The sequence below is a fragment of the Mucilaginibacter sp. 21P genome, assembly GCF_019331605.1.
Classification (GTDB): domain Bacteria; phylum Bacteroidota; class Bacteroidia; order Sphingobacteriales; family Sphingobacteriaceae; genus Mucilaginibacter; species Mucilaginibacter achroorhodeus.
The window spans coordinates 2,337,326-2,363,702 of sequence record NZ_CP063061.1 but is presented as its reverse complement, the minus strand read 5'-3'; the positions used below and the strand labels follow the sequence as shown (position 1 = coordinate 2,363,702).

The following is a 26,377-nucleotide window of genomic DNA, read 5'->3' as shown; positions in this document are numbered from 1 at the left end:
ATTTAATCCTTTCCATTATACCCCCGCATATGACTGCTATGCCGGGTAACGTGAGCTTCGGAGAACACTGCTTTGGTTGTCTCCAGGCCCCAAATTCTATCACCCGCTTTTTTAGGATTAAGTCTAAAGTGCTCATTGCGGTCTTTAAAGTAAAGATCAATCGCTGTTTTACATTCGTCGACACTTTTGTAATCACTATTGTGAATAACAGCCCGCGCCAAACCACCGAAAACTGCTTCTATTACATTCATCCATTGAGTAGTATTTGGCAAAGGAGCAAAGAAGATTTTAGGTTTGCCCGTTTTATTAACGGCCTCAACATGTTTTTTCAGCAATTTTGAGCTATGCCAGGATGCTCCGTCCCAAGACAAATAAAGTTTACTTTGATCAGCATATTTTTCACGTAGCACGTCAACAAGCTTTATCATCTCAAAAGTGTTCTTGTGGCTTGAAAAAAAATAGGTTATTTGATTAGTAGAAAGTTCCAAAGCAGCGGTGCATATCACACATCCTTTAATCGTCTGCATCTGGGGAACGGCTGCTGGGCTGTCAGATTTATGTCGCCATGTTTTACCACCTTTTATTTTTATTCCTACAGGCCCGTATTCATCGATTGAAAAGAATTTCTCTTTCGTCTTTAGCTTTCTCAAAATAGCATGTATCTTATCAAGTTTTGCCCGATAATCAGGGTCCTGAGAAGTAAGCATTTGCTTTGAGATTCTTCGCTTATAGCCCATTTGCTTCATGTATGTTCGAATCTGACCCACACTGCAGGGAGTATCTGGATAGAGGTTGTTGTACGCAATCCATAGATGAGTGCCAGTCCAACTCGTCCGATTAATGCCGTGTGCTTTTGGAAGTTCTCCAATAAGCTTTGTGAGCTTACCCTTGATTATATTTATTTTATCTCTCTTGGCCGGCCAATAATAATGTGGAATTTTAAATCCGTCCAGCCCTTTGGTTTTGTAAATATTGATCCATTTTGCGACTGAAGGAAAATTGCAGTAGACCTTGTTTTTTATTTCAAAAGCACCGAAACCCTCAGTGGCAAACTTCAGCACCATCGATATTTGCCAAAGCCTGTGATCATTGCTGTTACGCCATTTCGTGAGTTTGGGGATGTCGGCCTCTTCTATTTTATCAAGCAAAATATGAGTAATGCCTTTTTCTTCAAGATATTTGTTGTAGAAAAAAATGAATCTGAGGTACTTAAATCCATTTGGAAATTCCTTGTAATAACTTCTCCAGATGACCGAACGTTCGGTGCCTACTGGAAAAGCATTATGAAACCTATCGATAACTTCTTGAAAATGGATTAACCTGGCCGAAGGTTTTTGAGTGTGAGGTGGCCGCTTGGGGTAAATTTGCTTGTCTTGTAATTTTATGGGATCTTCGGCCTTCAATTTGTCGAAGTACAATTTATATCTCCATACGGCGTCTGTCGAGATACATAATTTACGAGCCATCTCTTTTAAGCCGCAGTTCCCGTCTATAACAGCTTGCCTGATCTTATCAATTTTATGTTTATGTATCTGCTTAGCACACATAACATTTATCTTTTCACCGCTCTAAACTGGCTAACGAAGCCCTTAATCGCGGTTGATTATGGTAAACTGGCCAGTACGTACTTCACGTAATCTACAAGGTAATCATCTTCATCTGCTTTTGAAAGGTAAATGCGATGTTTTAATTCCAATTCTCAACAGTATCACCAACGCCAATCACCCCATTATCTTCCTGTCCAAGTATCACCTGGTAACCGGTTGATATTTGATTAACTGCCGGTTTGAGGAGTTGAGCGGGGCCGGTGAGAGAGTGCATGTTTAATTTCCAAGTAATTTTGTGCCTTCGAACTCCTCTATTAACTTTTTGTTACTGATCTCATTGGTGTCTATAACGATTTGTTTTGGAAGTACTTTCATGCCAATCAAATCGTCTGTACGGGTTTTTATAACATGCACATATTCTTTTGCTTCATCCTCCGATATGATGCCAGCGTTAACTTTTTTCTTAATTTCTTCTCTGATACTCAGACTTTCCAATAACGCTTTGTTGTTTTTTTCTTGTTTATAATGCCGGAAGTTTACAATAAAATCCCAAATCTCTTTGAAAATTAAAAAAACAGATTTTGCGGTTTCGGCAGCCGTTTTTACACCAATGTTTGTGTCGCTTCCGCTATCCAGCAATACAATTTCTGGATCTGCATCCGCATTATTTGAAAGCTTCGCTACTGTTTCAATTAATTCCTGTATCGCTGTAATGATTTTGATATACTTTTCAGTACTAAGCCCGTCGCCCTCGATGACAACTTGAAAAAGTATTACACCATCTTCTAATGATTCTTGATAGTCTTGGGTAGCTATTTTGCCAGCTAAAACTGACTTAGCAATATCCTCAATTCCTGTTAACGACTTATGGAAAAGATATAGGCTTACTAGTACCGGGTTTACCAATATATTATTAGCGGTGGTATGAGAAAGGCCTTGAGTAAGTTGAGTTAGTTTTGTAGGAGAATATATCTCATCTGCTTGTGTGTTTGCAAGTAGGACTAAGAATCTGGGGTCGAACCTTATAGCGTCGAAATTGCTTTTAGATTCAAATACAAGCGGCAAGACATGCCTGTAGTCATAGTTGTTTGAAGGTGTTCTAAATCCTGTCTCAAATGTGTTTACTATTTCCCATGATTTCAATCTATCTGATAGTTCGGATATGTTTTTTACGAAGTCTAACTTTTGCATAATGTGGTTTAAGGCTGCTTGCTAATGTAGCAAGGAATAAACAATTTACCAACCCCACCGAGTAAACCCGCAAACTTTAGCACCCAACGCGCACGCGATAAATTCGTGACAATCACATAAGCAAGGTGTAGACGCGTAATTAACGGATGGAACTTACATAGCCTCAAAACAGACGACTTCGAACACGAGTAATTACTTTAGAGCCATCATTAGCAGTATGGAGATAGGCAATTATTTATCGGTAGTACCAAAAAGCTCCTAATTATGCAGTATTAATAGGTTTCTTCAAAAGAAAATCAATTGGTTAATCGTTATGAGCTCAAGATTTTTGTGAAATATTGATATAACTATTACATAAATCCTAAGTATATTTATAATTCCTGGGCGAGGCAGGCACTTGTTTTTGCGTAAATGTTTTACAAATGTTTTACAACGAAACAGGTAACAACTTATAAGTTTTTGATTTTCAATACGATATAAATATTTTCCAAATGACTCTTAATCATTGGGTCGAGAGTTCGAATCTCTCCGGGGTCACCTGTTACTTATCAATGCCTTAGCACTTTGCTGAGGCTTTTTTGTTGAATTAAATTGCCTTGAAACTAATTGTCGGCTACTCAAATTAAACTATCATACTTGTAAATACAAAATTTTAACTGTTGCACTAAAAACATTCTTAATAAGAGTGCGTTTAATATACCATGGCATCTACAGTTGAAAAAGCAAATATGTTATTTTCACCCTCGGGCATTGGGGGGAGTTTAGCTATTTTCCTGATCGCCGTTGCCATGGTGTTTGCTATCTGGATCCTTCTAAAAGAAAAACAATCCATCAACTCAAAACGCAATAGCAATCTGGAGAAAGCAATTGTTGCTCATTTCCTCCATTCAATTAAATTGGACTTTGTTTGCGACATCTTAAAAATAGATCGCGTTGATATTACCCATTCCAAATCTAAAACTTACTCTAAAAGCAGGCTAAATACTTCACCGCGCGATTAAAGTATACCTTATGAAACACATCCTGATTATTGCTACAACCTTTGTGTCATTATGCATGGGCATGTCATCTTATGCACAAACAGAGCCGCCGAAAGTTCCGAACATTATGGAGATCAACCGAAAAAAGATCGACTCCCTTGATCAAAAGCTGATCGAGATAATTGGAACAAGGGAGAAGTTGGTAAAGGAAATTGGTGAATACAAGGCGGCGAATCATATCCCTCCACTACAGGCTTCTCGTTTCCAGGAAGTTTTAAACAGGTCTACAGCGGCCGGTAAAACTCAAGGCCTCTCAGAAGACTTTATCAAAGAGCTTTTGAACGCCATACACAAAGAAAGCCTAAGGATTGAGAATGAGATAAAAGATAAAGCAAAATAAAACACCCTCTGCCGGGCAAAAAAAGGGGAATCATCCATCAGGATAATTCCCCTTTTAATTTAAAGATTTATTTAAATACAGTTGTAATAGCTTCGCCCACTTCATGACCTGCGTTGGCTTTGAAATCAAGTCCAAGCAATTGCGCTATGGTTTGCGCCAGTTGTTTATGGTAAGTACTTGAGGGTGTTTTTATCTCCCCTAAGGCTTTGGTATCAGGGCCTATTACCGCAAACCAGGTTTGCTCAGCTCCTTTTACATCAGCACCGTGGTTTCTCCAGCTATCAAGCGGCATTTCGCCACGGCCATGGTCGCAGGTTATAAGTAGTGTAGTTTTATCTTTATAAAAAGGATCTGCCTGTACCATTTCCCAAATGGTTCTGATAAAACCGTCCTCTTGCCTTGCTCGCTCCAGGTAAGCTTTGTAATTACCCTCATGCGCCATATCATCAGTTTCGTCAAACGCCATGTAGGCAACACGTGGTTTGTATTGCTTTATATATTCTTTGGTAAACTCGTAAGTGATAAAGTCTGACCGTGTCGAATCGCCCAAATAGCGCGGTACATCTTTTTGAAGATCATTCAGAAACTTTAAGCGGGCATTAGCATCTGCGTTTTTCAGATCAGCATAGCCTGAATAAACAGGTAAGCCCGAACGGTTAACATTCAGTATCTGAGGAAAGCGTTCCCAGGAAGAAAAAGCTATTACTTTTCCGGCGTATCCCTTTTGTTTATTGATAAACTCCAACACGTTCATGTTTGGGTTTACAATGGCGTCATTGGTGTTCATGCGAACGTCAGGGAACCCGGTGAAGATCTCGTTATAGCCTGGGTAAGAGAACCGATATTGGTTTGCAACTTCGTCTTTATTACCCAAATCGCGGTTGCCATATACCTGCCCTTTCTCACTCACAACCGACCACAGAAAAGGGAAAAGCATTTTACGACGCTCTGCTGCGGCAGGCGCCCAAAACTTCTTTTTCACCTCGTCTTTATCGTTTGTGAATTTTGAATTGATAAGGGCCGAATCAGCACCACGGAAAACATCCTGCCAGCGCATGCCATCAAGTGTAACAATGATGATGTTTTGTGTTTTGTGAGATTGCGCATGAACGTTAAAAGCGATGACAAAAAACATCGCAATAGTGATCATTTTTTTCATATCGAAAATAAAAAAGGGCGGTTTATTAAGCCGCCCTGTAAATGTAAATTATTTTAATATCCACATAATACCGTTTATATCGTCGTTACCACCGTATTGGCTCTGTAACGCTTTTTGATAATTTGCGGCATTGGCAGTACGCTCAGCTTCAGGATATTGGAAGCGTTTAGCAATACGCGAGCTGTTACCCGTACCCGGCCCTGTAGTAAAGTTTGGTATACCGGTACGGCGGTATGTAAAGTACGACTCTAAACCTGAGTGGCGGAACAACGCTATATACTTTTGTTGAAGTATGCGTGTTAAACCTGCGGTACCCGCCTGGTATTTTACACTTGTTTGGCTGTAATAGTTGTTGAAGGTTACCGGTATCTGGAAAGTATCATAATTACCATCAACAGTTACACTTGTTGAACCCGGGCGGTAGAAATACGCCGTAAACGCACCATTCTCTGGAATGCCGTATGATGCCATAGATGCCTTAATACCGTTTTGATAATAAGACTCAGCATTTCCACTTGTCCAGCCACGGTTTATACCTTCAGCAATGTTAAACATTAACTCAGGATAGCCTATTTGTACGCTTGGCTCACCGGTGTAGGTTGAATAAAAATGCTTGCGGTTAATGAAAGAGTACTTCTGTAAACCTGCATTATTGTACATTGTTCCCTGGTCTTCGCCCGGGTCGGCACCCACAAAAGAAGCAAAGTCATTAGCGCTTTTACCTTGTTTATCAACCAGATCGCGTGCTGGTTCCGCAGTAACATATACGCGTGGATCTTTAAGCGATGTAAGCAAACCTACATATGTCGATGACATATTTTTACGCGAACCGCTTTGCCCAAAGTTGTTCGGGTTCATTGGATAAAAATTGGTTGGCGTAACAAAGGTGTATTGCATGTTATCGGCAGTGCTTTGCATCAACGGATATTTAGATGGGTTGGCAATAATGGTTGCAAAACGGGTGGTAACTTTCAGGTCAGTATCGCCGGTTTTGTTACTTAGCTGTACCAGTAAACGTAAATAAAGTGCATTTACGGTTTTTTGCCATTTTGTAAGATCGTTACCAAAGTAAATATCGTTTTTTAAGGTAGCACCTTCTCCCGTTCCAAAATCACTCGGTTTGGCAATTAATTGTCCCAGATCGCTGTTGGCACTTTCCAGCCAATCCAAACATTGCATCATAACCGTTTTTTGAGGATCGTAAGTTGGTTCAAGATTATCTAAACCTTTCAGAGCATCGTTCATCGGGATATCACCCATTTCAAGGCTCATTTTACTGAACAGGTATGCTTTAAAGAATTTACCCAAAGCTTCGTAAGGATTAATGGCAGCACCGCCGGTTGCGGCAGCCGCTTTCTCCATCACAGTCACGTTCTTTAGTACCCGGTAATAATCGTCGCCCGATCCAAAATCATAGCGGTTATTACCGTAATAATCATAGTTATATAAGTAATACTGGCTATAGATCTCTTTTTGACCATCGGGCAGCTCGGCTGTGCTGGTAAGTACACCGTTAAATAATAGTGATGCCGGTACGTTATTGGGTACGTTGGTATTTTGCGAAAGCTCGTCAAAGCTTTTTTTACAACTTGTTACTGAAAGCAGCAGCGCCGCAGGCAGTATATATTTCGTTAATATCGTTTTCATGTTTACTGCTATCAGTTATTAGAATGATACATTTAGGTTAAGGCCGTAGCTACGCACAGTTGGCGATTGTAACCCACTTAAGCTTGTAGCATAGTTATACTGGTCAAGGTCAACATCTTTAAAGCGTTTGTCTTTATAGAAGTAAAGCAGGTTACGACCATAAACAGATACTGATGCCTTTTGGATGAACGACTTTTGAAGCCATTGTTTAGGGAAAGTAAAGCCGAATGTAACCTCGCGCAGTTTTGAGAAGGTTTTGCTCATCAGGTTAGCCTCGTCTGCTCCGTAATACTTACTTACGTAATCCTGCACAAAGGTTTTGGTTCCGTTTGGCTTGTATTGCAGGTCGCCGTAGTTAAGTACCGCACCTGTAGTTGAGTTATAGTTGATAACACCACCATTTGAAATTTGTACACCCTCACCTACATAGCTACCGGTATAACCGGCTTTGCCGTAGTTTGACCAATCCTGGTAGCGGGCAGCACCCAAAGCGCCTTCGGCGGTTTCAATGTTTGCACCTCCGCGCATGGTTTTGTTGTGCATATAATCAACCATTACACCACCTACAGAGCCGTCAAACTGGAAGCTCATACTGAAGTTTTTGTACTGCAATCTGTTGTTTACAGCCCATGCGTAATTGGCATTCATATTACCCAGATACTGTGGCACAGGGTTAATAAGAGGCTTACCAGCAGCATCATTAATAACCTGGCCTTGCGGTGTTCTTACGAATGCGGTACCATACAATTTATCGGTACGGTCACCTTCTCTAAAGAATGTTTGGTAAGTATCTTGTCCTTTAGGTAATTCGAGATACTTATCCTTAAATGTAGATACGTTCACCAAAACATTCCAGCTAAAACCGCTTATATCTTTTATTGGTGTTCCTTGTAAAGAAAGCTCGTAACCGGTCTTTTTGGTTTTTAAGGCGTTAACGTACTCAATTGTGTAACCCGATGCAGTTGAGATGGCATTAGCCAAGATCTGCGGACCATCCACATACTGGAAGGCGGTAGCACTTAAACCCAATCTGTTTTGCAGGAATTTGATATCCAAACCTTCCTCGTAGTTTACGCGGGTTGAGGTTTTGATGCCTGATTGAAAAAGGTAGTCTGTTGCGTAACCAGCAGTTTGGCTGTTATACACCTTACCTGTAGTAAACGATGTGTTCAAAGCGTAAGATGGGCCGTTGTAAGGCGACGCATAAACAGTACCGTAACCAAGCGGGTTGGTCATTAATGGATTAGAAGTATTTGGACTACCACCTAAAGCCGTGATAGAACTGAATGGTGCAGGCCCTATTGTTGTAGCTGTAGCATCAGAACGGATGTTGGAGTATGAACCACGAGCTTTTAAATAGCTAATAAATTCAGGCAATTGCACATAATCAGAAATAACTGTACTTAATGATACACTTGGGTATAAATAAGTAGTTGGTGTTTGAAACGCTGAAGATTTATCAATACGTAAAGTATTTGATAAGGTAGCGTATTTACCAAAGCTTGCATCCAATGAATAATAAGCACTTAGAACGCGCATATCAGACCTGAAACTGCTTGCCTGAACAGGGTTCATGGAGTTGCTGAAAGAGTATACTTCCGGTACGTTCAGATAATCTGTTGAAGCCCAGTTTGAGTTGTAGCTCAAATTACGCATGTTACCACCAACCAAACCTGATAAGTTAAGAAACTTGGCAATGGTATAATCGTAGTTGATCATTAACTCTGTGTTGTTATCGAACAAGTTGCGGCGATCTTCGCGATAGTCGCCCATGTTACCTTCACGACCATATGGGTGGGCAGAGTAAGGCATCTTTTCTGTACGCAGCAAGCCGTAAGTATCAATTTGTGAGCGCAGGGTTGCATTCAGGTTGTTATTGATCTTAAAGTTAGCTGACAAATAACCGGTGGTGTTGTTTTTGTAATGGCCGCGCGTCCATTCCTTAACCATTAACCAGGGGTTGTGGTAACGGGTGTACTCAGCAAATTGCGATTGTACCCCTACCTTACCCGGCTGCCAGATAGCTTTAATATCAGGTGCGTTAACATCCCAGTCGGCACCTGTCCAGATAGCCACGTTGTATATCAAGCTGTTTGGGCCATAGCTAACATCCGGGAAGTTGTCTGTAGTTTGGCGGTTAAAGTTTACGTTACCTTCAAATTTCCAGCGTGAGTTTGGATTGAACGAAGCGTATATATTAGCGTTAGCAATATCAAGATATTGCTCAGGAATGTAGCTGTTCTGGTGTTGTTGAGATGCTGAAAGGCGGATGTTATAGGTATCGCCATTTGCAGTTAAAGCAACGTTGTTATTGGTTTGGTAACCTGTACGCAAAAAATTTGCAAGATTATTAGCACCACGAGCGGTATAAGGAGTTGCTTGCCTTACGCCGTTAATAACCGGGCTATCATACTGTTTGATTAACTGACCTGCAAAATAAGGTCCCCAAACGTCATAGTCGGCATCTACACCACCCGGTGCACCACCTTTACCATCCACAAATTCGTAAAACGTATTTTCACCTGCGCCGTATGATTTTTGCACACGTGGGAAAGCCAAAAATCCGGTGTTTATTACGGTTGAGCTGTTGATATCAACCGTTAAGCCTTTTTTGTTTTTATTACCCTTTTTAGTTGTTATTAAAATTGCACCATATTGAGCACGATTGCCGTAAAGCGCGGCAGCAGCCGGGCCTTTTAACACGGTGTAAGTTTCTATATCATCAGGGCTGATATTGTAAGTGTCGGTGTTGATGGGAAAACCATCTACCACATATAGTGATATAGCATTACCTCTCAACCTCACGCTTGGTGCGCCAAGCAACTCGGCGGATGCACCTACCGATAAACCAGCTACCTTACCGGTTAAGCCTGTTATAGGGTTAGGATCGCGGGCCAAAGTTAGATCGCTGCCGTTTACGGTTTGCACGGCGTAACCGACCTTGCGGGCGTCTTTGCTAACACCAAGGGCGGTAACTACCACCTCGTTAAGGGTTTTACTATCGCCTTTAAGGGCAACTATCATGTTGGTTGTGCTTCCTATGGTTACCTGTTGCTCTGTAAACCCTAAGAATTTAAAAACCAATACCTGTCCTTTCGAGGCATTGATGATAAAGCGGCCGTAAAGGTCGGTTGTAGTGCCCTGGTTGGTACCTTGTAACATAACGCTAACGCCCGGTAAGGGCTGTTTGGTCTCATCTGTTACTGTACCTGAAATTTTGTTCTGGGCGAACAAAATTGCGGGTGAAAGGCAGCATATCACAGCGATAGCCACTCTTTTAAGATAAAGGTAAATTTGTTTCATCTGCTTTTTAAAATCTGTTTGTTAGTTTGATTTTATCAGCAGCAATACTAAACTTTGTTTATTATTATTAAACTAAGCCTAAGTTAAGGAAGCTTTAAACTTTAAGGGGTTAAATGTTAAGAGCGGGCATTTTTACTAACGGTTTCATTACAAACAAGTGCAATTAATTTAACACTGATTATTGTAAAGTAGCTTTGTTCTTTTGAAGATGGTTAAGTGCCATCCTTTTCAGCTCATCAATGCTGGTTACAGGAATGTGCTCTATTTTGGCCTCATCATCCCAATGCCTAAAGCGGATGATCAGGTCCTTATCCGGATCCGCTTCAAATGCTTCGGCCTCGCGAGCACTCATTACGCCGCCCTGGAAATTTAATGTTGTACGACTCGCCGGGGAAAGCTTTTCGTAATAATCGGGATATTTAAAAGTAAGGTAACGTTTAGCTATTACGTGGCCCTGCACCAGATTAGCCATACGTTTAGAAAAACCTAAGCCTATAAGATAATCGGCGCCCAGCTTTTCATGGTCAACGTTTCCCATGCCATCCATACTTTCTGCTTCTCCCTTTGCTGCGCACAGGTGGCCTATATCATGAAAGAACGCAGCCAGCACCACCTCGTCATCGTAACCTTCGGCTTTGGCGAGATCTGCCGCCTGGGCCATATGTTCTAATTGCGATACCGGTTCACCTATGTAGTCTTCATCACCATGTTGCTCGTACAGGGCAAAAACTTTTTCTACTACTTCTTTCGGGGTAAGCTTCTCTAATTCCATCTTAATATCTTACAAAAGAAAAAACGACATGTTAACTGCTTATTAACCACAGATGATTAAATATAACTTAACTTTTTTTAACATCTGTAAACTTATTTTTACTTGACTTATGTTTTTATAATCTATACTTTGCCGCCTTCCAACAACCTTAATTAAGCAATGGAAGACGATATCCTGATACAAATAAGCAATCGTATCAAAGAAAAACGCCGCGAAAAAAACATCACCGTACAAGAACTGGCAACCAAAGCCAATGTAAGTAAAGGCCTTATATCACAAATAGAGAACAGCCGTACCATACCCTCACTTATCGTATTAATAGATATAGTTAGAGCTTTGGATATAGACCTCAATGTGTTCTTTAAAGATATCCGTCATGCCGATCAAAAGTTTCCCCTGATCATAAAGCGCAAAAGTGATTACGAACGTTTTGAGAAAGAGCATGCAGAAGGATTTGGTTATCAGCGCATATTTACCCAATCTATAAAAAACTCAACTGTCGACATCGTAATACTTGAGCTTGAACCCAATGCGCATCGCCCCCTGGTTGAGACAGAGGCGTATGAATACAAGTATATAATTAAAGGAGACGTAGAATACTTATTCGGAAACGATACCACTTATCAGTTAAATGAAGGTGACAGCATGCTCTTTGACGGCCGGATACCACATACCCCCCGCAATATTGGCAAAGGTAAAGCAAGCATGCTGGTGATCTACTTTTTTGAGAATACTGCAAGCGGTTAAAGTATTCTTAACACAAGCTTAGTTTATATTTAATAAACAATGTTTAATATTGCTAAACAAAAATTCAATTTAGCATGCCTATTAAACTTGTGGTATTCGATATGGCCGGCACAACAGTGGCGGATGAAAGCGGAGTGATGGACACTTTTAAGTCGTCTCTTGCAAAATATGGTTACGATGTTCCATTGCATGAGATAGCACCTTTAATGGGCTATGAAAAAAAACTGGCTATAAGAACCATGCTTGAACGCCATGAGGCTGACCCAAATAAATCAACGGATAAGTTAGTAAGCGCCATTCATCAATATTTTGTAGATACCCTTGTAAATCATTATCGCAATGCAACCGATCTGGAAGCTTTGCCCAATGCAGAAGAAACGCTGCTTTACTTACGCGAGCAAGGCATCAAGGTTGGTTTGAACACCGGCTTCTCGCGCATTATTGCCGATAGCATCATTAACAATCTTAAATGGCGTGAGCGCGGTTTGTTCGATTACATGATATGCTCTGATGAAGTGCCAGCCGGCAGGCCGGATCCTGCAATGATCCATTATATTATGAAAGAAGCAGGGGTTACTAACCCCGCAGAAGTTGCAAAAGTTGGCGACACAGAGGTTGATATCAACGAAGGCAAAAATGTAGGATGCAAATATATCATCGCGGTTACGACAGGTGCTTTTACCCGTGAACAACTGGAGACCTATCAACCTACCCACATCATAGATAATATAGCAGACGTTGTAGCGATAGTTACTGAAAAGAGCGATGCAATTGCTTAACCATTTACGCAACCGCGTTTCAAAATGGCCTTATGGGCTTACTTCGGTTTTGGCCGGGCTGGCTGCTTTTGGTGCATACACATCCATGTATGCTTTCAGAAAAGCGTTTGCGGCAGGCACGTTTACGGGGCATCAGTACCTGCACGTAGATTACAAAGCCTGGCTGGTGATAGCGCAGGTGCTGGGTTATATGCTTAGTAAGTTCTACGGCATTAGGTTTATAGCGGAGGTGAGATCGAAAAGCCGGGGTAAAAGTATATTGATGCTCATAGCTATCTCATGGCTTGCTTTGCTCCTCTTTGCTGTTATCCCGGCACCTTATAACATCATTTGCCTGTTTATAAACGGCTTCCCGCTGGGGATGATATGGGGCCTGGTTTTCGGTTACCTGGAAGGCCGCAAGGCTACCGAATTTATGGCTGCGGTGTTATCCATCAGTTTAATATTTGCTTCGGGGTTCGTAAAAACGGTTGCCCGCAATATCATGAGCAACATGCACGTAAGCGAATATACCATGCCTTTTATAACCGGTGCTTTTTTCGTGGTCCCGTTACTATTGTTTGTACTATTTTTAGAAGTGATGCCGGCGCCAACGGCGGAAGATAAGGCTTTACGTACCGAGCGCTTACCGATGGACGCCGCTGAACGCAAAGCTTTTTTAATTCGCTTTTTACCCGGTATAATTTTAACAGTTATTGTTTACGTTCTACTCACCGTGATGCGTGATATCCGCGATAACTTTGAAGTTGAGATATGGCACGGATTAGGTATTAAAAACAATGGCATTTTTGCCAGCATCGATTCGGTGATCTCTGTTGCAGTTTTAGCGGGCATCAGTCTGCTTATCCTCATCAGAAATAACCTGAGAGCGTTCGCTGTTATCCATATTTTTATTATATGCGGTTGCCTGTTGGCAGGTTTGGCAACAATATTTTTTAACGCCGGCGTTATCAGCCCTATCTGGTGGATGACCATTGCCGGCCTTGGCCTATACGCAGGCTATGTGCCCTACAATGCCATATTTTTTGAAAGGATGATCGCGTCTTTCCACTACAAAAGTAACGTAGGTTTTATTATGTACGTTGCCGATGCCATTGGCTACCTGGGCAGTATAAGCGTATTGTTACTGAAAGAGCTGGGGAACCCGCACATTAGCTGGAATTTATTTTTTAAGGACGGCTTATTGGTATTATCCATCATTGGCGGCATTAGCGGCACATTGTCACTTATTTATTTCATGCAAAGTGCGCGTAAAGGCATTAAAGAGAAAAACAACTTATCATTATTTACCGTATGAGCAACAAAACCGCTATAGTAATTGGCGCTGGTATAGTTGGCTTAGCCACAGCAAGGGCGTTAGCTATAAGAGGCTATAAAGTAGACATTTTTGAACGTAATGAGCGGGCAGTTGGTGCCTCTATCCGCAACTTTGGTATGGTTTGGCCAATAGGGCAACCTACCGGGCAATTGTTTGATCGCGCCATGCTATCACGAAGCATTTGGAAACAGATTTGTGGCGAGGCCGGTATCTGGCATGATGAAGTGGGCTCATTGCACCTGGCCTATCATGATGATGAGTTACAGGTAATGCAGCAATATGTTGATGTTAATGCCTCTTTAAGAGATTGCGCGCTGCTAACAGCGGAACAAGCGCTGCAAAAATCCCCGGCTGTGAATACCAATGGATTGAAAGGTGCGCTTTGGAGCGGTACAGAAATGATCATCGAGTCTCGCGAGGCTATAGGTACTGTGGCTGCATACCTGGCTGAAAAGCATAGTGTAAACTTTCATTGGAATACAGCCATTAGTGAGGTTAAAACAAATACGGTTAAAACGGGCAATCAAACCTATCAGGCAGATGAGATCTTCATTTGCAGTGGTACCGAGTTTGAAACGCTTTATCCGGAAATATTCGCTGCCACTCCTATTACTAAATGTAAATTACAAATGATGCGGATGGCGGCTCAGCCAAATAACTGGCGCATTGGGCCGTCGCTGTGTGGCAGCTTATCAATGGTACACTATCCGGGCTTCCAGGCCGCTGCTTCTTTACCCGCGCTGCGCGCACGGTATGAGGAGCATTATGCAGAATATTTGAAATGGGGCATCCATGTGATGGTCTCGCAAAACCAGTATGGCGAACTTACAGTTGGCGATTCGCATGAGTATGGATTGGTGCATGATCCCTTCGATAAAGAATTTATAAATAAAATGATAGTAGATTACCTTAAAACCTTTACAAACTTAAAGGATACAAGGGTGATACAAACCTGGAACGGCATCTATGCAAAGCTCACTAATGGTAAAACAGAACTGATTTTAGATGTAGAGCCCGGGGTAACCATCATTAATGGACTTGGCGGTAACGGCATGACACTATCTTTCGGACTTTGCGAACAAGTGATAGCGGCTCGTGCTGGCTCCGTTTAGTGAATAACCAACTTGATTTAATTTTAAAAGGAGCGCCGCAAGGGCAGCTCCTTTTTTGTTTGCCTATACTTTTATACATGAGCTTTACGAACAAGTAATTTGAGCCGTACAAGACATTCTGCATCACCCATTGGCTGCATCTTTGTTAAACAAAAACAAATAAGATCATGACAACAATTAAAAAAATAGCTTTAGGTAGCGGCGGCCCAATGGTTTCTAAACTTGGGTTAGGCTGTATGCGCATGTCATCAGTTTGGGGTGGCAAGGCAAATGACGAAAATGAAAGCATTGCCACCATACACGCTGCGCTTGATAACGGTATCAACTTTTTAAACACCGGAGATTTTTACGGTGCAGGCCATAATGAATTGCTGGTAGGTAAGGCGATAAAAGACCGCAGGGAAGACGCTTTCGTAAGCGTAAAATTCGGTGCCATATTTCACAATGGGCAATGGTTAGGTATGGACCTAAGGCCTATAGCCATCAAAAATTTCATCAATTATTCGTTGGTGCGTTTAGGCGTAGAAACTATAGACCTTTACCAACCATCACGTATGGATGGTAGCGTACCCGTTGCAGATATCATCGGCACAGTAGCAGATCTGGTTAAGGAGGGAAAAGTTCGCCACATTGGCGTTTCTGAAATTAATGCAGATCAACTACGCGAAGCAAACAGCATCCACCCGATAGCTGCTTTAGAGATCGGTTATTCTTTAGCTGACAGAGAAATGGAAAAGGAGTTATTGCCAACCGCCAAAGAGTTGGGCATTGCGGTAATCGCCTTTGCCAATACCGCCGAAGGGTTGCTAACCGGTAACATGACGGCCCCGCTTCCTGCAGATGCGTACCAAAATCATTTCTCACGTTTCCAGGGTGAGAACCTTGTTAAAAATCTTGAGAAAATTGAACTGCTGAAACAAATGGCAAATGATAAAGGAATAACGCCTACCCAACTTGCCATTGCATGGGTAAACCACCAGGGCGATTATATTATGCCTCTGGTGAGCATGAGCCGAAGATCTCGCCTGCCCGAAAATATTGCTGCTATGGCCATTACCTTTACCGATGAAGAGATGGCCTTGTTGAACACTCATTTTGCGCCGGGAGCAATTTTAGGTGGCACTTACCTGCAACGCTAAGCTGTTTTCATATATTTAAAACATGGTAAACCCAACCGAAATTATTCCGGGGATAATATTTTACGCCTACCTTGCCACTAAGCGCAAAGAAAAGATAGGTTTCTTTAAACACAATACTTTGGTAATGCAGGTTTCCGGGCAATTTTGCCTGGAAACCGCATATCAAAAGCTCGCCATGCAAAAAGGCCAAATGATGCTTATCGGTAAGAATCAACTGGCAGAGATACAAAAAGGCCCGCTGCCGAACGAGCCTTACCAAACCGTTATCATTACCCTGCAGGAGGATATCCTTAGAAAAATAGCTTTAGAAGAACAGATAGAGATAGATAAGAAATACATCGGCGAAAGAAATTTACTCATCGCGCCTAACGAATATCTGAAGGGGTTTTTCCAGTCCATCATGCCTTACATAGAGAGCTCGAGTGAAATGTTGACTAAAGACATTGGTATTTTAAAAGTGCGTGAAGCAGTGAAGCTTTTACTGCACGCCATGCCGCAGCTTCGGAGCTTTTTATTCGACTTTTCGGAACCGCATAAGATAGACCTGGAAAGCTTCATGAATACGCACTTCCATTTCAATATGCCGATAGAAAAATTTGCAGAACTTACCGGTAGAAGCCTTGCCGGCTTTAAACGTGATTTCAGCAAAACCTTTGGTATGGCACCGCGGCAATGGCTGCAACAACGCAGACTTACTGAGGCCAGGCACCTCATAGAACACAAACAGCAAAAGCCATCTGCAATCTATCTCGATCTTGGGTTCGAGACCTTATCTCACTTTTCTCACGCTTATAAAAAACATTACGGGAGCGCACCAACAAAAGTAGCGTAAGCTAAGCTTTAACAGGTATAGTTGCTTTAAGCAGTTCGCTTGTTATTTCCCGCGTGTAAGCATTTATCTCGTCGCGAAAGGCTGTGACGGATGCTCCACCCCTTATTTCTTCCAGTCGTTTCTCCCATGAGCCGGTCAATTCTGCCTGCGCTATGCGTTGGCTCTTTACCACTTCGTAAACTGAAAGGCCTGTTGCAGTAGGTACCAGATTCTTCTTCTCCCTGCTGATGTATGATCGTTTAATAAGCGTCTCGATTATTGCCGCGCGAGTGGCCGGCGTACCTAAGCCGCTCTCTTTCATAGCCTCACGCAATTCCTCGTCATCTATATCCTTACCTGCTGTTTCCAGGGCTTTAAGCAAGCTGGCTTCGTTGTATAACGGCTTCGGCTTGGTTTGCTTTTCTAAAACCGCTTTTTGGCGGATGGGCAAACGCTCACCTTTTGTAACTTTTGGTAACGATGCATTTTCTTCGTCTTTCTTTTCCTCATCCGCATCATTAAACACCGCCCGCCATCCCGGTATGCTTATAACCGTGCCACTGGCTTGATATTTCTCGCCGCTTTGAATTATAATCCGGGTGATCTCCTTAATACAATCCTGGTGAAAGGCCTCCAGCATACGGCCGGCTACCATATCATAAACGGCTTGCGAATCGTTTGTTAAATGGTTAGGGCGTTCTCCAGTAGGCAGTATCGCGTGGTGGTCGGTCACCTTTTTAGCGTTTACGCTTCGTTTACTCAGCTTAGCATCTTTCAACAACGTGGCCTGTTTCCCAAAATCGGCATGATCTTCAAATTTGCTGATCAGATCAGGAACTTGTGCAAACACATCATCCCCTATGTAACGGCTCCCGGTACGCGGGTATGTTACCAGCTTGTTTTCGTATAAATTTTGAAGTATGGCAAGGGTTTGGTCGGCAGTAAAGCCTTTTTTCTTGTTTGCCTCTTGCTGTAAACTACTCAAATCGTGCAAAAGCGGCGGCGGTTCTTTTCGTGGTTTAGCTTCAACACTTAAAACCAGTCCACCGTCAGGGAAGCCCGATGCCACATCTTCTACCCTGCTCAAAACCTCATCGGCCTCTTCCTTGGTTTTAAATCTGCGGTCGCAAATAGCCCTGAAGGTTATACCATCCTTATCGGGTTGTATCGCCACCTGGTAATAGGTTTCGGGGACAAAATTTTTGTTTTCCAGGTATCGTGCACAAATCATGGCCAGCGTGGGGGTTTGCACCCTGCCTAATGACAGCACCGCCCTATTGCCCGATGCCAGGCTTAATGCCTGCGTTGCATTCATGCCTACCAACCAGTCTGACTGTGAGCGGCAATGCGCCGAATAGAACAGGGTATCATAATCCGTACCTGGTTTGAGATTACGGAAACCGTCTTTAATAGCCGCATCTGTTTGCGATGATATCCATAGCCTTTTAAACGGCTTTTTACATTTAAGATGATAATAGATGTATCTGAAGATAAGCTCGCCTTCGCGCCCGGCATCCGTTGCAACAATAATTTCGCTGGCTTCCTCAAACAACGACCGGATAATATCAAGTTGCTTCCGTGCTGCAGGATCATCAACCACGCCATCCCTGGTTTTGGTTTTGCGTACTGATAGTTTGAATTTTGAGGGCAGCATGGGCAGGTTTTGAACGTTCCAGCCGTAGTAACCATATTCTTGCGGCGGTGCCAGTTGCAGTAAGTGGCCAAATGCCCAGGTGAAGGTATAACCTTTGCCTTCAATGTATCCTTCGCGTTTGGTGGTGGCACCAAATACCCGGGCAATTTCGCGGGCAACAGACGGCTTTTCGGCAATGATCACTTTCATAGTACAGCCCCGAAACTACCTAAACGCGCAGGCTGAGGCAACAAGTGTTGAAAAGTTAAGTCTGCATGATTGAAAAATTTAAACCCACCCACGCAAAAAATCAGCAAAAACATCCCTGTACTGCTCACTTACATGTACAGTGATGCCTGCCACCTGCAAAGAGTTTTTCGTAACGGCTTTTACCTTATCAAGCGCAACAATGTACGAACGATGAAGCCTTTTAAATTTATCAGTGGGCAACTTCTCCTCAAGGTTTTTTAAACTGGTGAGCGTAAGAATAGGTTTGGCTTCGTTATCAAGGTACACTTTTACGTAATCTTTAAGTCCCTCTATGTATAAAATACGATCGGTATCAACCTTTACCAGTTGATATTCAACTTTTAAGTAGATATAGTTCTTTTCTACCTGATTACTTGCCATTTGCACTACGGGGCTGATCTTCTGTTCTTCAAACATCGAAAAATATTCGAATGCCTTTGCCGCAGCCCGTGAGAAATCTGCAAAATTAAATGGCTTTAGAAGGTAATCCAAAGCGCCAACTTTGTAGCCTTCGAGGGCATACTGGTCATATGCAGTTGTAAATATTATCCTGCGGTCTTTCCTGCTTGTACCCTGGTCTATGATCTTGGCAAGCTCCATCCCGCTCAGGTCGGCCATGCGGATGTCTAAGAATAGTAATTGTATGTCGGGATTTTCCTGAAGTATTCTTAGGGCAGCAATGGCGCTTGTGCATTTGTCCACAAGTTGCAAAAAGGGTGTTTGCTCAATATACGATGCTACAAGATTGAGTGCAATAGGCTCGTCATCTACTGCAATACATTTAATGATCATTGCAACTCAAGTTTAAGTTTAACCACAAATTCCCGGGCGTCTTCGTTCTTATCTATTTGCAAGGAATATTTATTGGGATATAAAAGATCAAGCCTGCGTTTGGTATTCTTTAAGCCAATGCCGTTGCTTTCTTCCTTATCCTCCGGCTGTTCGTTAAATAACGAGTTGCGGATCTCAAACATCAACTCTTTATCTATCTGAACAAGTTCGATGTAAATGTAGCTTGGATAAAGAGAGCTTACACCGTGCTTAAATGCATTTTCAATATAAGGCAAAAAAAGCATGGGAGATAACCTGGTATCAGTAGGATTTGAGGGCTTTTCAAATATGACTTGCACACTCTCGGGTAAGCGCAATTGCATCAGCTTGATATAATCACTTATAAAGGCTATCTCTTTAGTTAGCGTGGTTTGATCGTGCTTGGTTTCATAAAGCACATAACGCATCATGTGTGAAAGTGTATAAACCGACTCTTGGGCAGCATTGGCGTTGTTACTGCCAATGAGTGCGTAAATGGTATTTAATACGTTAAAGAAAAAATGTGGGTTGATCTGTGTTTTTAGAAAAGATAGTTCTGAGATCACCTTTTCCTGCTCCAGTGCTTGTTCCCTGATTTTATCTGCCTGAAAACGACGCACTACAGCGGCAATTGTACCAATACCTATTAAAAGTAATGTAACAACCAGTGTGATAAAACTACCTAAATGCGGCGTTCCATGCTGCTTTTTACCGAAAGTTTTATCCATAGCTTGTTGCAGGTGCAGCGTTTCATCAAGTTTAGTATCTAACCACACCACCCCTATCATCAAGGCTATCACGATAATGATAGATAACAATATTTGCCCTTTAAAAATAACTTTAGGAGCAAGCACTTGACCGCTTAAAAAGAACACCCCGCTCCAAATGGCAAAACCAAAGCCTTGTTTAACCCAAAACTGAACAGGAAACTTTACCGGGTATATAAGTGGCGTACAAACAAAGGCCAGCAAAAATACCATCACCCAAAACTGGGGCGATACAAATAGTTTGGTGTACCGGCGCGATGTCATCAAATAGTGAAGCTAATAATTGGTAAAGACTAATATATATAAAAAATGCGCCCCGATCTCACCCAAGGCGCATAATCAACTAAAGTGTAGCTCAATCTCATGTTTGAAGCAGCACCACAGCGACAAAAGAGCAATTATGCCACGGTATCGGCAATCATAATCGACGAAAGGCCTCTAATAATAGATAAACGGTAAAAATTGATAGATGGCGGTAAAAAGCATTGCGCAGCAGCCGAATTTAACGGTTGTAGAGAGAAAAAAAGCAATCCTATCTACTTATGTAACACACTCGTCTATCGCGTTTTACAGATCCGTTATTGCTATGTTTCTTTGTTTAACAAATCATAGAAAACAAAAATTTTAAAGCATAACATCATGAAAAAGTCAATCGTAATTACAGCATTATTTTCAGTATTAGGTTTAGGTACTCTATTTGCAAACGCTGCACCTGCTAAAACCAACGGCAACGACATAGATAAAGCAGTTGTGATCAATGGGCTAACATCTAAAATGGTAGTTACTGTATCTGTTACTGACAACCTTGAGAAAGAACCGATGGTGCAGATAAATGATAGTGAGGGTAACAACCTATTTAAGAAAGCCATATCATCAAAAACCGGGGAAACAAAAGCATTCAACATTTCTAACCTGGAATTGGGTGATTACACATTGATTGTAACTACCGGCAAACAAAGTATAGAAAAGCAGGTGCGCGTACTTGACCTGGATGGAAAAAAATCTTATTTCATTTTTGAATAAAACCCCTCAAATAAATGATCAAGACCGGCCATGTGCCGGTCTTTTTTTGTTTGTGAAATTTTGATCAGGCAGTTACAAGTTCTTTATGATTAATGTTCAGCTGCAAGTTTTGGCATGACATTGGCAAATGTTTCGATATATCAGCCGATGCTTTTAGGAACTACCCCTTCCTTTACCGAATGAGATACTTCTAAAATCAAGTGCATCAGCATGATAGTAAATTACACCGAACAAGGCTGGGAAATTATTTCACAACGCGCGCACGGGCTGCTTGCAGCTTCTGTAGCACAGCAATGGCAACACAGTGTTAGAACCAGCAGATGGATTGAAACACTTATAGCTATTGCAGAACATGATGACGCACAGGTAGAATTAGCGCAATCCGACTTGCTTACCCCAGATGGTGGCCCGCTTAACTTTGCCATGCGAAAAATGGACCTGCAGCACTGCCAGGAAACCATTATAAGAGCTTACAACAAAAGCACCTATATCGCACTGATGAGTTCCCGGCATCTTGATTTTCTTTGCGATGATGCCGGTGCCAATAAAGAGATAAAGCAGTTTATAACCGAACAACAGAAGCAACGGAAAAAATGGATAAAAACTGTTGGTTTGACCGCAGAACAATTAGAACATGATTACCAACTTTTGGAGTGGTGCGATGCTCTTTCGCTGTTGCTATGCCAGAACCAGATACAGCCTGAAGGCCGCGCCATTGAGATAAGCAAAGGCCCTGATGGTGAGATGTACACTTTTACAGCCAACAATGATGGTTCGCTGGCCGTTTCTCCCTGGCCGTTCCACCAAGACGTGTTCGATATTTTCTGTGAGGCGAGAACCTTAAAACAACTTTCTTACAAAAACAATGAAGAGTTTAAAGCAGCCTACCAAAACTGCGAACCAATTATAAAAACCTGGACTTTTAAAAATCTTTACCAATGACCGATATGTTGATGAACGACGACCAGAATACAGTTGAAGTTAATAGTAATAACAAAGCAGCTGACTTGTACCCTTACCAGCAACGCGACTTAGATAAGCTGTTTGACCGCATCCAGCATAGAGATAAACAAGCGTGCTTGTTATACCAGTTACCCACAGGTGGCGGAAAGACAAGAGTTTTCGCAGAGATAGCAAAACGATTTATAGCTGATTATCAACAAAACGTAGTGGTGCTCACTCACCGCATTGAGCTTTGTAACCAGACATCAAACGTTTTAAAAAAATTAGGCGTTAACAATAAGACCATCAACAGCACGGTGAAACGCTTGCCTAAAGTTACCGCAGCAACATGTTACGTAGCAATGGTGGAGACCTTGAGGAACCGCATTAAGGATGGCATAGTTAACCCGGCAACTGTAGGATTGGTTATAATTGATGAAGCCCACCATAATTCCTTTCAAAAGCTTTTAGGCAAATTCACCAATGCAATGGTAATTGGGGTAACGGCTACGCCTTTCAGTTCAAATGCTGATATGCCCATGTATAAAACGTACCAGGAATTGATTGTTGGTGAGACCATCAACGACTTAATATCCGGCGGCTTTTTAGCCAAACCAAGCAATTGGCGTTACGATGTCGAGCTTAATTCGTTGGCAACAGGTATTAACGGCGATTTCACCATAAGCACTTCAGATGCGCTCTACTCCTCTCCTGCCATGCTGGAACTGTTGTTGCACGCCTACGAATCGCATAGCAAAAACAAGAAAACACTCATTTTTAACAACGGTATATTTACTTCGCGAAATGTTTGCAAGTATTTTGAAGATGCCGGGTATGCAATAAAGCACCTGGATAACCACACATCCTCTACGGAACGGGCGGAGATATTGCAATGGTTCAAGAAAACCAAAAATGCTATACTTACATCGGTTTCTATCCTTACAACCGGTTTTGACGAGCCAACCGTACAAACGGTAATCCTGAATCGCGCTACAACCTCTATCACCCTTTACCACCAGATGATAGGTCGCGGAGCGAGGCGGTTACCTAATAAAAAGACATTTTCAATTATTGACATGGGCAACAATACAGACCGATTTGGCGAGTGGCAGGCACCACTCGATTGGCAATTGATATTTGAGCGCCCCGAAGCTTTTGCGGAAAGCTTGCATACCCAGACCGCCGGCGAGGCACACGGTATATCTCCCGACTTGAGAGCTAAATTCCCAAACACTTTGCAGTTAAGCTTCGATATACAGCAAGCTTATCAACAGGCAATTGATGAAAACCAAAAAGGAAGCACCGTGATCAGAGAATCTGTAAGGCAGCATGCCATTATGTGTATGGAAAATAGCAACTCGGTAAGCGAAGCACTGGCTTTAACGGATGATTTGGAGAAAGAGATTGACTGGCGAATTAAACAATATGCAAAGTGCCTGGGCAAGGTTACTAAAAACTATACCGACTGGCTAAAGCAGGATTATAAAAACAAACTTAAAACCATGGTAACAAAGGTGATGCAAAAAAGAAACACCGTTGAACCAACTGCGCTATCAGCGTAATTAAAAGTTTAAGTTTAGAAACTTGGCAGCGGCGCTAAGCGTGCTTATCCAAACAATTTTGAAGTTAAGCGTTTTGATAATATGGTTGCAGCTTTTACCAGATATTTCCTGTCACTTTCGTTTTTAGTTTTCTACTCTGCTTTAAGTTTTAGTCAGGATCAAAAAACAGATACCATCCGGAGCCGCAAAGATTCGTTAAGGAATGTTGCATTAGAAAAGCAATCAACTGAACTTCAGCAATTAAAGGCTGCACACGAAGAAGATTCACTGCGAAAAATTCAGCTTCAATCAGAATTAAATTCCCTTAAATCAACAGATAACCTAAAAAAATCTGAATTACTTAAACAGCTTACCGAGATCCGTACGGCAGATTCGCTTAGAAAGGCTAAACAAAAAAAACAAATAGACTCCCTAAAAACCTTTGTAAAGGGTTTCCCTGTTAAGCCATTCCTGGATACACTCTTTATAGTTTATAGTAAACAAGGAAGCTTTACTCCTGCGGAACGCGCGAAAGCTATTTCTGAACGTATCGTTAGGCTATATGAAGATTTTGGTTTTAAACCAGACTCCCTTCAACTGAATAAATCACAAACCACCGTTGACCTGGTATATCAGGACATTATAGTAACATCTGTTACAGAAGAAGATGCCTTATGGTTCAATAGTACACCGATACAGCTTGCAAACAAGTACAAGGCCGTCATAAATAAAGCAGTAATTGATTATCGTAACGAAACAAGTTGGGAAACGTTGACAAAAGAGATCGCACTTTCAATGTTGGTGATAGCCTCCTGGCTGGTTATCGTTGTTCTGTTAAGCAAACTGTTCAGGCGATTAGAAAATAAAGTAAAAAGCCTCGAAGGATCGGTTATAAAAGGGATACACATTAGGAGATATGAGCTTTTTGACAGTAAACGGGAAGTTGCTGTTTTGATCAATGTACTTACTGCTTTAAAATGGATACTGATACTGATCACCATTTACGTCGCACTGCCTGTGATTTTCAGGATTTTTCCGTGGACGCATAATTTTTCTGAAACACTTATCAGCTACGCAACAGACCCGTTAAAGAAAATCATGCACGCTGTTTGGGCATACCTCCCTAACCTGATCACCATAATTATTCTCATTGTAGTATTTCGGTATGTTATACGCTTTTTCCATTTTTTGAAGGTTGAAGTAGAACGCGGTGCATTAAAGATCCCAGGGTTCTATTCAGATTGGGCAAATCCTACCTATCAGATCATCAGGATATTGATTCTCGCTTTTATGCTGATCGTGATATTTCCGTACATGCCCGGTTCAGACTCGCCCATTTTAAGGGTGTATCAGTTTTTGTAGGTGTGCTGTTTACGTTTGGTTCGGCCGGTGCATTAGGTAATGTCGTAGCCGGATTGGTACTTACCTATATGAGAGCTTTTAAAATTGGTGACCGCGTAAAAATTGGTGAGGTTAGCGGAGACATTATAGAGAAATCGTTATTGGTAACGCGCTTACGTACCATAAAAAACGAGATAATATCTGTGCCTAATTCCACTGTAATGAACAGCCATACCGTTAATTACAGCAGTGAAGCTAAAGACAAAGGCTTGATCTTACACACGATAGTGACGATTGGATACGATGTTGATTGGCGGGAAGTTTATAAATTATTGAAAAAAGCAGCCTCGATGGTAGATCTACTTGAGGCTGAACCGGAACCTTTTGTTTTTCAGGTAAGCCTTGACGATTATTTTGTAAGCTATCAACTAAACGCTTATACAAAACACCCAAATAAGCAAGCAGGAATATATTCCAGACTGTACGAATGTATACAGGACACTTTTCATGAAGCAGGCATCGAGATCATGTCTCCTCATTTTTATGCCCTGCGCGATGGACAAAAAATTAATATTCCGGAGGGCAAAGTAAAATCAAAGGATTAATCTGTAACACAAAGCGCGTAAATTTAATTTTGCTTAGTCCAAACCAGTTTTTCAGTGTCGTATCCGAGCTCTTTGGCTTTATTAAGATACCTTGTAATTACATTTTTAGGCATAGTTTTGTCTCTTGATAACAGCCACAGATACTTAAGATTATTGCCGGCAATTAAAACATAACGATAGTTTTCGTCGATCTCAATAACATTGTAACCGGCATAGAAAGGTCCAAAGAATGATACCTTCAATCTTCCTTCATTCACCGGGCCAACTGGTTTAGCCTTTCCTATACTTTCCTTCCACTTTTTATCCTTAAAATTATACCCGCGGTTATCTACTTTGATACTGCCGTCATCATTTTTTGAGTAAGTGGCTGTTACGTGATCGAGATTTTTCTAGAATTTAAAATCCATACGAGCGATCTCATACCATCTACCTAAGTACTTCTCCTGATCAAACGGCTTAACCGCATGAGCGCCCCGAGGGATGGAAACACATGAAGAGAGCTTAACAACAATAACAGCAGCGCCTGCAATGCCTGCCAACAGTAATAGCTGATTTTTCATC

General features: G+C 41.8%; 24 protein-coding genes and 1 pseudogene. 13 read left to right on the top strand and 12 right to left on the bottom strand.

Going from position 1 to position 26,377, the window contains the following annotated elements; translation table 11 throughout:
- Positions 1-2: 2 nt before the first annotated feature.
- The 3 genes from INP83_RS10810 to INP83_RS10805 form a co-directional block, all read right to left on the bottom strand.
- Positions 3-1,466: an IS630 family transposase gene (locus INP83_RS10810; protein ID WP_219127486.1), complete on the bottom strand. Its 1,464-nt coding sequence runs from the start codon at positions 1,464-1,466 to the stop codon at positions 3-5.
- A gap of 220 nt (positions 1,467-1,686) precedes the next feature.
- Positions 1,687-1,821: a hypothetical protein gene (locus tag INP83_RS21185; protein WP_255563299.1), complete on the bottom strand. Its 135-nt coding sequence runs from the start codon at positions 1,819-1,821 to the stop codon at positions 1,687-1,689.
- Positions 1,822-1,823: 2 nt separating this feature from the next.
- On the bottom strand, positions 1,824-2,738 hold the full coding sequence (locus INP83_RS10805) for a hypothetical protein (protein WP_219127484.1): 915 nt from the start codon (positions 2,736-2,738) through the stop codon (positions 1,824-1,826).
- A gap of 701 nt (positions 2,739-3,439) precedes the next feature.
- Between INP83_RS10805 and INP83_RS10800 the strand changes: the two genes are divergently transcribed.
- Positions 3,440-3,739, top strand: a complete 300-nt coding sequence (locus INP83_RS10800) for a hypothetical protein (RefSeq protein ID WP_146271865.1) — start codon at positions 3,440-3,442, stop codon at positions 3,737-3,739.
- 10 nt (positions 3,740-3,749) lie between these two features.
- Entirely contained in the window at positions 3,750-4,118 is a 369-nt protein-coding gene (locus INP83_RS10795) for a chorismate mutase (RefSeq protein ID WP_146271863.1), read from the top strand.
- Between the two features lie 67 nt (positions 4,119-4,185).
- On the opposite strand, the gene INP83_RS10790 is transcribed toward INP83_RS10795, so the two are convergent.
- The 4 genes from INP83_RS10790 to INP83_RS10775 all read right to left on the bottom strand — a co-directional run bounded on the left by INP83_RS10790 (position 4,186) and on the right by INP83_RS10775 (position 10,999).
- A complete protein-coding gene (locus INP83_RS10790; RefSeq protein WP_219127482.1) occupies positions 4,186-5,277 on the bottom strand; it encodes an alkaline phosphatase family protein in 1,092 nt (363 codons plus the stop codon).
- 48 nt (positions 5,278-5,325) lie between these two features.
- Positions 5,326-6,924, bottom strand: coding sequence for a SusD/RagB family nutrient-binding outer membrane lipoprotein (locus INP83_RS10785; RefSeq protein ID WP_219127480.1), 1,599 nt, complete (start codon positions 6,922-6,924; stop codon positions 5,326-5,328).
- A gap of 18 nt (positions 6,925-6,942) precedes the next feature.
- Positions 6,943-10,227 carry a SusC/RagA family TonB-linked outer membrane protein gene (locus INP83_RS10780; RefSeq protein WP_219127478.1) on the bottom strand — a complete coding sequence of 1,095 codons (3,285 nt, stop codon included), beginning with the start codon at positions 10,225-10,227 and terminating at the stop codon, positions 6,943-6,945.
- Between the two features lie 178 nt (positions 10,228-10,405).
- Positions 10,406-10,999: a phosphonate degradation HD-domain oxygenase gene (locus INP83_RS10775; protein ID WP_219127476.1), complete on the bottom strand. Its 594-nt coding sequence runs from the start codon at positions 10,997-10,999 to the stop codon at positions 10,406-10,408.
- A gap of 159 nt (positions 11,000-11,158) precedes the next feature.
- Here INP83_RS10775 and INP83_RS10770 point away from each other — a divergent pair, with 159 nt between their 5' ends.
- The 6 genes from INP83_RS10770 (at position 11,159) to INP83_RS10745 (ending at position 16,926) form a co-directional block, all read left to right on the top strand.
- A complete protein-coding gene (locus INP83_RS10770) occupies positions 11,159-11,746 on the top strand; it encodes a helix-turn-helix domain-containing protein (RefSeq protein WP_146271854.1) in 588 nt (195 codons plus the stop codon).
- 74 nt (positions 11,747-11,820) lie between these two features.
- The gene (locus tag INP83_RS10765; RefSeq protein WP_146271852.1) at positions 11,821-12,525 is read left to right on the top strand and encodes an HAD-IA family hydrolase; all 705 of its coding nucleotides are present in this window, start codon (positions 11,821-11,823) and stop codon (positions 12,523-12,525) included.
- Entirely contained in the window at positions 12,512-13,822 is a 1,311-nt protein-coding gene (locus INP83_RS10760) for a DUF5690 family protein (RefSeq protein WP_146271850.1), read from the top strand. Before INP83_RS10765 ends, INP83_RS10760 begins: the two co-directional genes overlap by 14 nt.
- Positions 13,819-14,955: a TIGR03364 family FAD-dependent oxidoreductase gene (locus INP83_RS10755; RefSeq protein WP_146271848.1), complete on the top strand. Its 1,137-nt coding sequence runs from the start codon at positions 13,819-13,821 to the stop codon at positions 14,953-14,955. The genes INP83_RS10760 and INP83_RS10755 overlap by 4 nt, the downstream gene beginning before the upstream one ends.
- Before the next feature lie 167 nt (positions 14,956-15,122).
- Positions 15,123-16,094 (top strand): aldo/keto reductase, encoded by a 972-nt coding sequence (locus INP83_RS10750; RefSeq protein WP_146271846.1) that lies wholly within the window; start codon positions 15,123-15,125, stop codon positions 16,092-16,094.
- Positions 16,095-16,116: 22 nt separating this feature from the next.
- Complete coding sequence (locus tag INP83_RS10745) at positions 16,117-16,926, top strand: helix-turn-helix domain-containing protein (RefSeq protein ID WP_146271844.1); 810 nt, start codon at positions 16,117-16,119, stop codon at positions 16,924-16,926.
- Position 16,927: 1 nt separating this feature from the next.
- On the opposite strand, the gene INP83_RS10740 is transcribed toward INP83_RS10745, so the two are convergent.
- The 3 genes from INP83_RS10740 to INP83_RS10730 form a co-directional block, all read right to left on the bottom strand.
- Positions 16,928-18,748: a DNA topoisomerase 3 gene (locus INP83_RS10740; protein ID WP_219127474.1), complete on the bottom strand. Its 1,821-nt coding sequence runs from the start codon at positions 18,746-18,748 to the stop codon at positions 16,928-16,930.
- A gap of 78 nt (positions 18,749-18,826) precedes the next feature.
- Positions 18,827-19,579: a LytTR family DNA-binding domain-containing protein gene (locus INP83_RS10735; protein ID WP_219127472.1), complete on the bottom strand. Its 753-nt coding sequence runs from the start codon at positions 19,577-19,579 to the stop codon at positions 18,827-18,829.
- Positions 19,576-20,628, bottom strand: coding sequence for a sensor histidine kinase (locus tag INP83_RS10730; RefSeq protein WP_219127470.1), 1,053 nt, complete (start codon positions 20,626-20,628; stop codon positions 19,576-19,578). The genes INP83_RS10735 and INP83_RS10730 overlap by 4 nt, the downstream gene beginning before the upstream one ends.
- Before the next feature lie 375 nt (positions 20,629-21,003).
- Between INP83_RS10730 and INP83_RS10725 the strand changes: the two genes are divergently transcribed.
- The 5 genes from INP83_RS10725 to INP83_RS10705 all read left to right on the top strand — a co-directional run bounded on the left by INP83_RS10725 (position 21,004) and on the right by INP83_RS10705 (position 25,816).
- Positions 21,004-21,387 carry a hypothetical protein gene (locus INP83_RS10725; protein ID WP_219127468.1) on the top strand — a complete coding sequence of 128 codons (384 nt, stop codon included), beginning with the start codon at positions 21,004-21,006 and terminating at the stop codon, positions 21,385-21,387.
- A gap of 210 nt (positions 21,388-21,597) precedes the next feature.
- On the top strand, positions 21,598-22,329 hold the full coding sequence (locus INP83_RS10720; protein WP_219127466.1) for a DUF3891 family protein: 732 nt from the start codon (positions 21,598-21,600) through the stop codon (positions 22,327-22,329).
- Positions 22,326-23,891, top strand: coding sequence for a DEAD/DEAH box helicase (locus INP83_RS10715; RefSeq protein WP_255563298.1), 1,566 nt, complete (start codon positions 22,326-22,328; stop codon positions 23,889-23,891). The genes INP83_RS10720 and INP83_RS10715 overlap by 4 nt, the downstream gene beginning before the upstream one ends.
- 81 nt (positions 23,892-23,972) lie before the next feature.
- Positions 23,973-25,232, top strand: a complete 1,260-nt coding sequence (locus tag INP83_RS10710) for a hypothetical protein (protein WP_219127464.1) — start codon at positions 23,973-23,975, stop codon at positions 25,230-25,232.
- 2 nt (positions 25,233-25,234) lie between these two features.
- Positions 25,235-25,816, top strand: coding sequence for a mechanosensitive ion channel family protein (locus tag INP83_RS10705; protein WP_219127463.1), 582 nt, complete (start codon positions 25,235-25,237; stop codon positions 25,814-25,816).
- A 23-nt stretch (positions 25,817-25,839) separates the two neighbouring features.
- Here the strand turns inward: INP83_RS10705 and INP83_RS21180 are convergent.
- Both INP83_RS21180 and INP83_RS21175 read right to left on the bottom strand, forming a co-directional pair.
- A pseudogene (locus INP83_RS21180) lies at positions 25,840-26,190 on the bottom strand (lipocalin family protein); the annotation flags it as partial.
- 15 nt (positions 26,191-26,205) lie between these two features.
- Positions 26,206-26,376: a hypothetical protein gene (locus INP83_RS21175; protein WP_255563297.1), complete on the bottom strand. Its 171-nt coding sequence runs from the start codon at positions 26,374-26,376 to the stop codon at positions 26,206-26,208.
- Position 26,377: the final 1 nt, after the last annotated feature.

Excerpts from the sequence above, each read along its gene's own strand:
- INP83_RS10810 (WP_219127486.1), bottom strand. The coding sequence starts at position 1,466 with ATGGCTCGTAAATTATGTATCTCGACAGACGCCGTATGGAGATATAAA.
- INP83_RS21185 (WP_255563299.1), bottom strand. The coding sequence starts at position 1,821 with ATGCACTCTCTCACCGGCCCCGCTCAACTCCTCAAACCGGCAGTTAAT.
- INP83_RS10805 (WP_219127484.1), bottom strand. The coding sequence starts at position 2,738 with ATGCAAAAGTTAGACTTCGTAAAAAACATATCCGAACTATCAGATAGA.
- INP83_RS10800 (WP_146271865.1), top strand. The coding sequence starts at position 3,440 with ATGGCATCTACAGTTGAAAAAGCAAATATGTTATTTTCACCCTCGGGC.
- INP83_RS10795 (WP_146271863.1), top strand. The coding sequence starts at position 3,750 with ATGAAACACATCCTGATTATTGCTACAACCTTTGTGTCATTATGCATG.
- INP83_RS10790 (WP_219127482.1), bottom strand. The coding sequence starts at position 5,277 with ATGAAAAAAATGATCACTATTGCGATGTTTTTTGTCATCGCTTTTAAC.
- INP83_RS10785 (WP_219127480.1), bottom strand. The coding sequence starts at position 6,924 with ATGAAAACGATATTAACGAAATATATACTGCCTGCGGCGCTGCTGCTT.
- INP83_RS10780 (WP_219127478.1), bottom strand. The coding sequence starts at position 10,227 with ATGAAACAAATTTACCTTTATCTTAAAAGAGTGGCTATCGCTGTGATA.
- INP83_RS10775 (WP_219127476.1), bottom strand. The coding sequence starts at position 10,999 with ATGGAATTAGAGAAGCTTACCCCGAAAGAAGTAGTAGAAAAAGTTTTT.
- INP83_RS10770 (WP_146271854.1), top strand. The coding sequence starts at position 11,159 with ATGGAAGACGATATCCTGATACAAATAAGCAATCGTATCAAAGAAAAA.
- INP83_RS10765 (WP_146271852.1), top strand. The coding sequence starts at position 11,821 with ATGCCTATTAAACTTGTGGTATTCGATATGGCCGGCACAACAGTGGCG.
- INP83_RS10760 (WP_146271850.1), top strand. The coding sequence starts at position 12,512 with ATGCAATTGCTTAACCATTTACGCAACCGCGTTTCAAAATGGCCTTAT.
- INP83_RS10755 (WP_146271848.1), top strand. The coding sequence starts at position 13,819 with ATGAGCAACAAAACCGCTATAGTAATTGGCGCTGGTATAGTTGGCTTA.
- INP83_RS10750 (WP_146271846.1), top strand. The coding sequence starts at position 15,123 with ATGACAACAATTAAAAAAATAGCTTTAGGTAGCGGCGGCCCAATGGTT.
- INP83_RS10745 (WP_146271844.1), top strand. The coding sequence starts at position 16,117 with ATGGTAAACCCAACCGAAATTATTCCGGGGATAATATTTTACGCCTAC.
- INP83_RS10740 (WP_219127474.1), bottom strand. The coding sequence starts at position 18,748 with ATGAAAGTGATCATTGCCGAAAAGCCGTCTGTTGCCCGCGAAATTGCC.
- INP83_RS10735 (WP_219127472.1), bottom strand. The coding sequence starts at position 19,579 with ATGATCATTAAATGTATTGCAGTAGATGACGAGCCTATTGCACTCAAT.
- INP83_RS10730 (WP_219127470.1), bottom strand. The coding sequence starts at position 20,628 with ATGACATCGCGCCGGTACACCAAACTATTTGTATCGCCCCAGTTTTGG.
- INP83_RS10725 (WP_219127468.1), top strand. The coding sequence starts at position 21,004 with ATGAAAAAGTCAATCGTAATTACAGCATTATTTTCAGTATTAGGTTTA.
- INP83_RS10720 (WP_219127466.1), top strand. The coding sequence starts at position 21,598 with ATGATAGTAAATTACACCGAACAAGGCTGGGAAATTATTTCACAACGC.
- INP83_RS10715 (WP_255563298.1), top strand. The coding sequence starts at position 22,326 with ATGACCGATATGTTGATGAACGACGACCAGAATACAGTTGAAGTTAAT.
- INP83_RS10710 (WP_219127464.1), top strand. The coding sequence starts at position 23,973 with ATGGTTGCAGCTTTTACCAGATATTTCCTGTCACTTTCGTTTTTAGTT.
- INP83_RS21175 (WP_255563297.1), bottom strand. The coding sequence starts at position 26,376 with ATGAAAAATCAGCTATTACTGTTGGCAGGCATTGCAGGCGCTGCTGTT.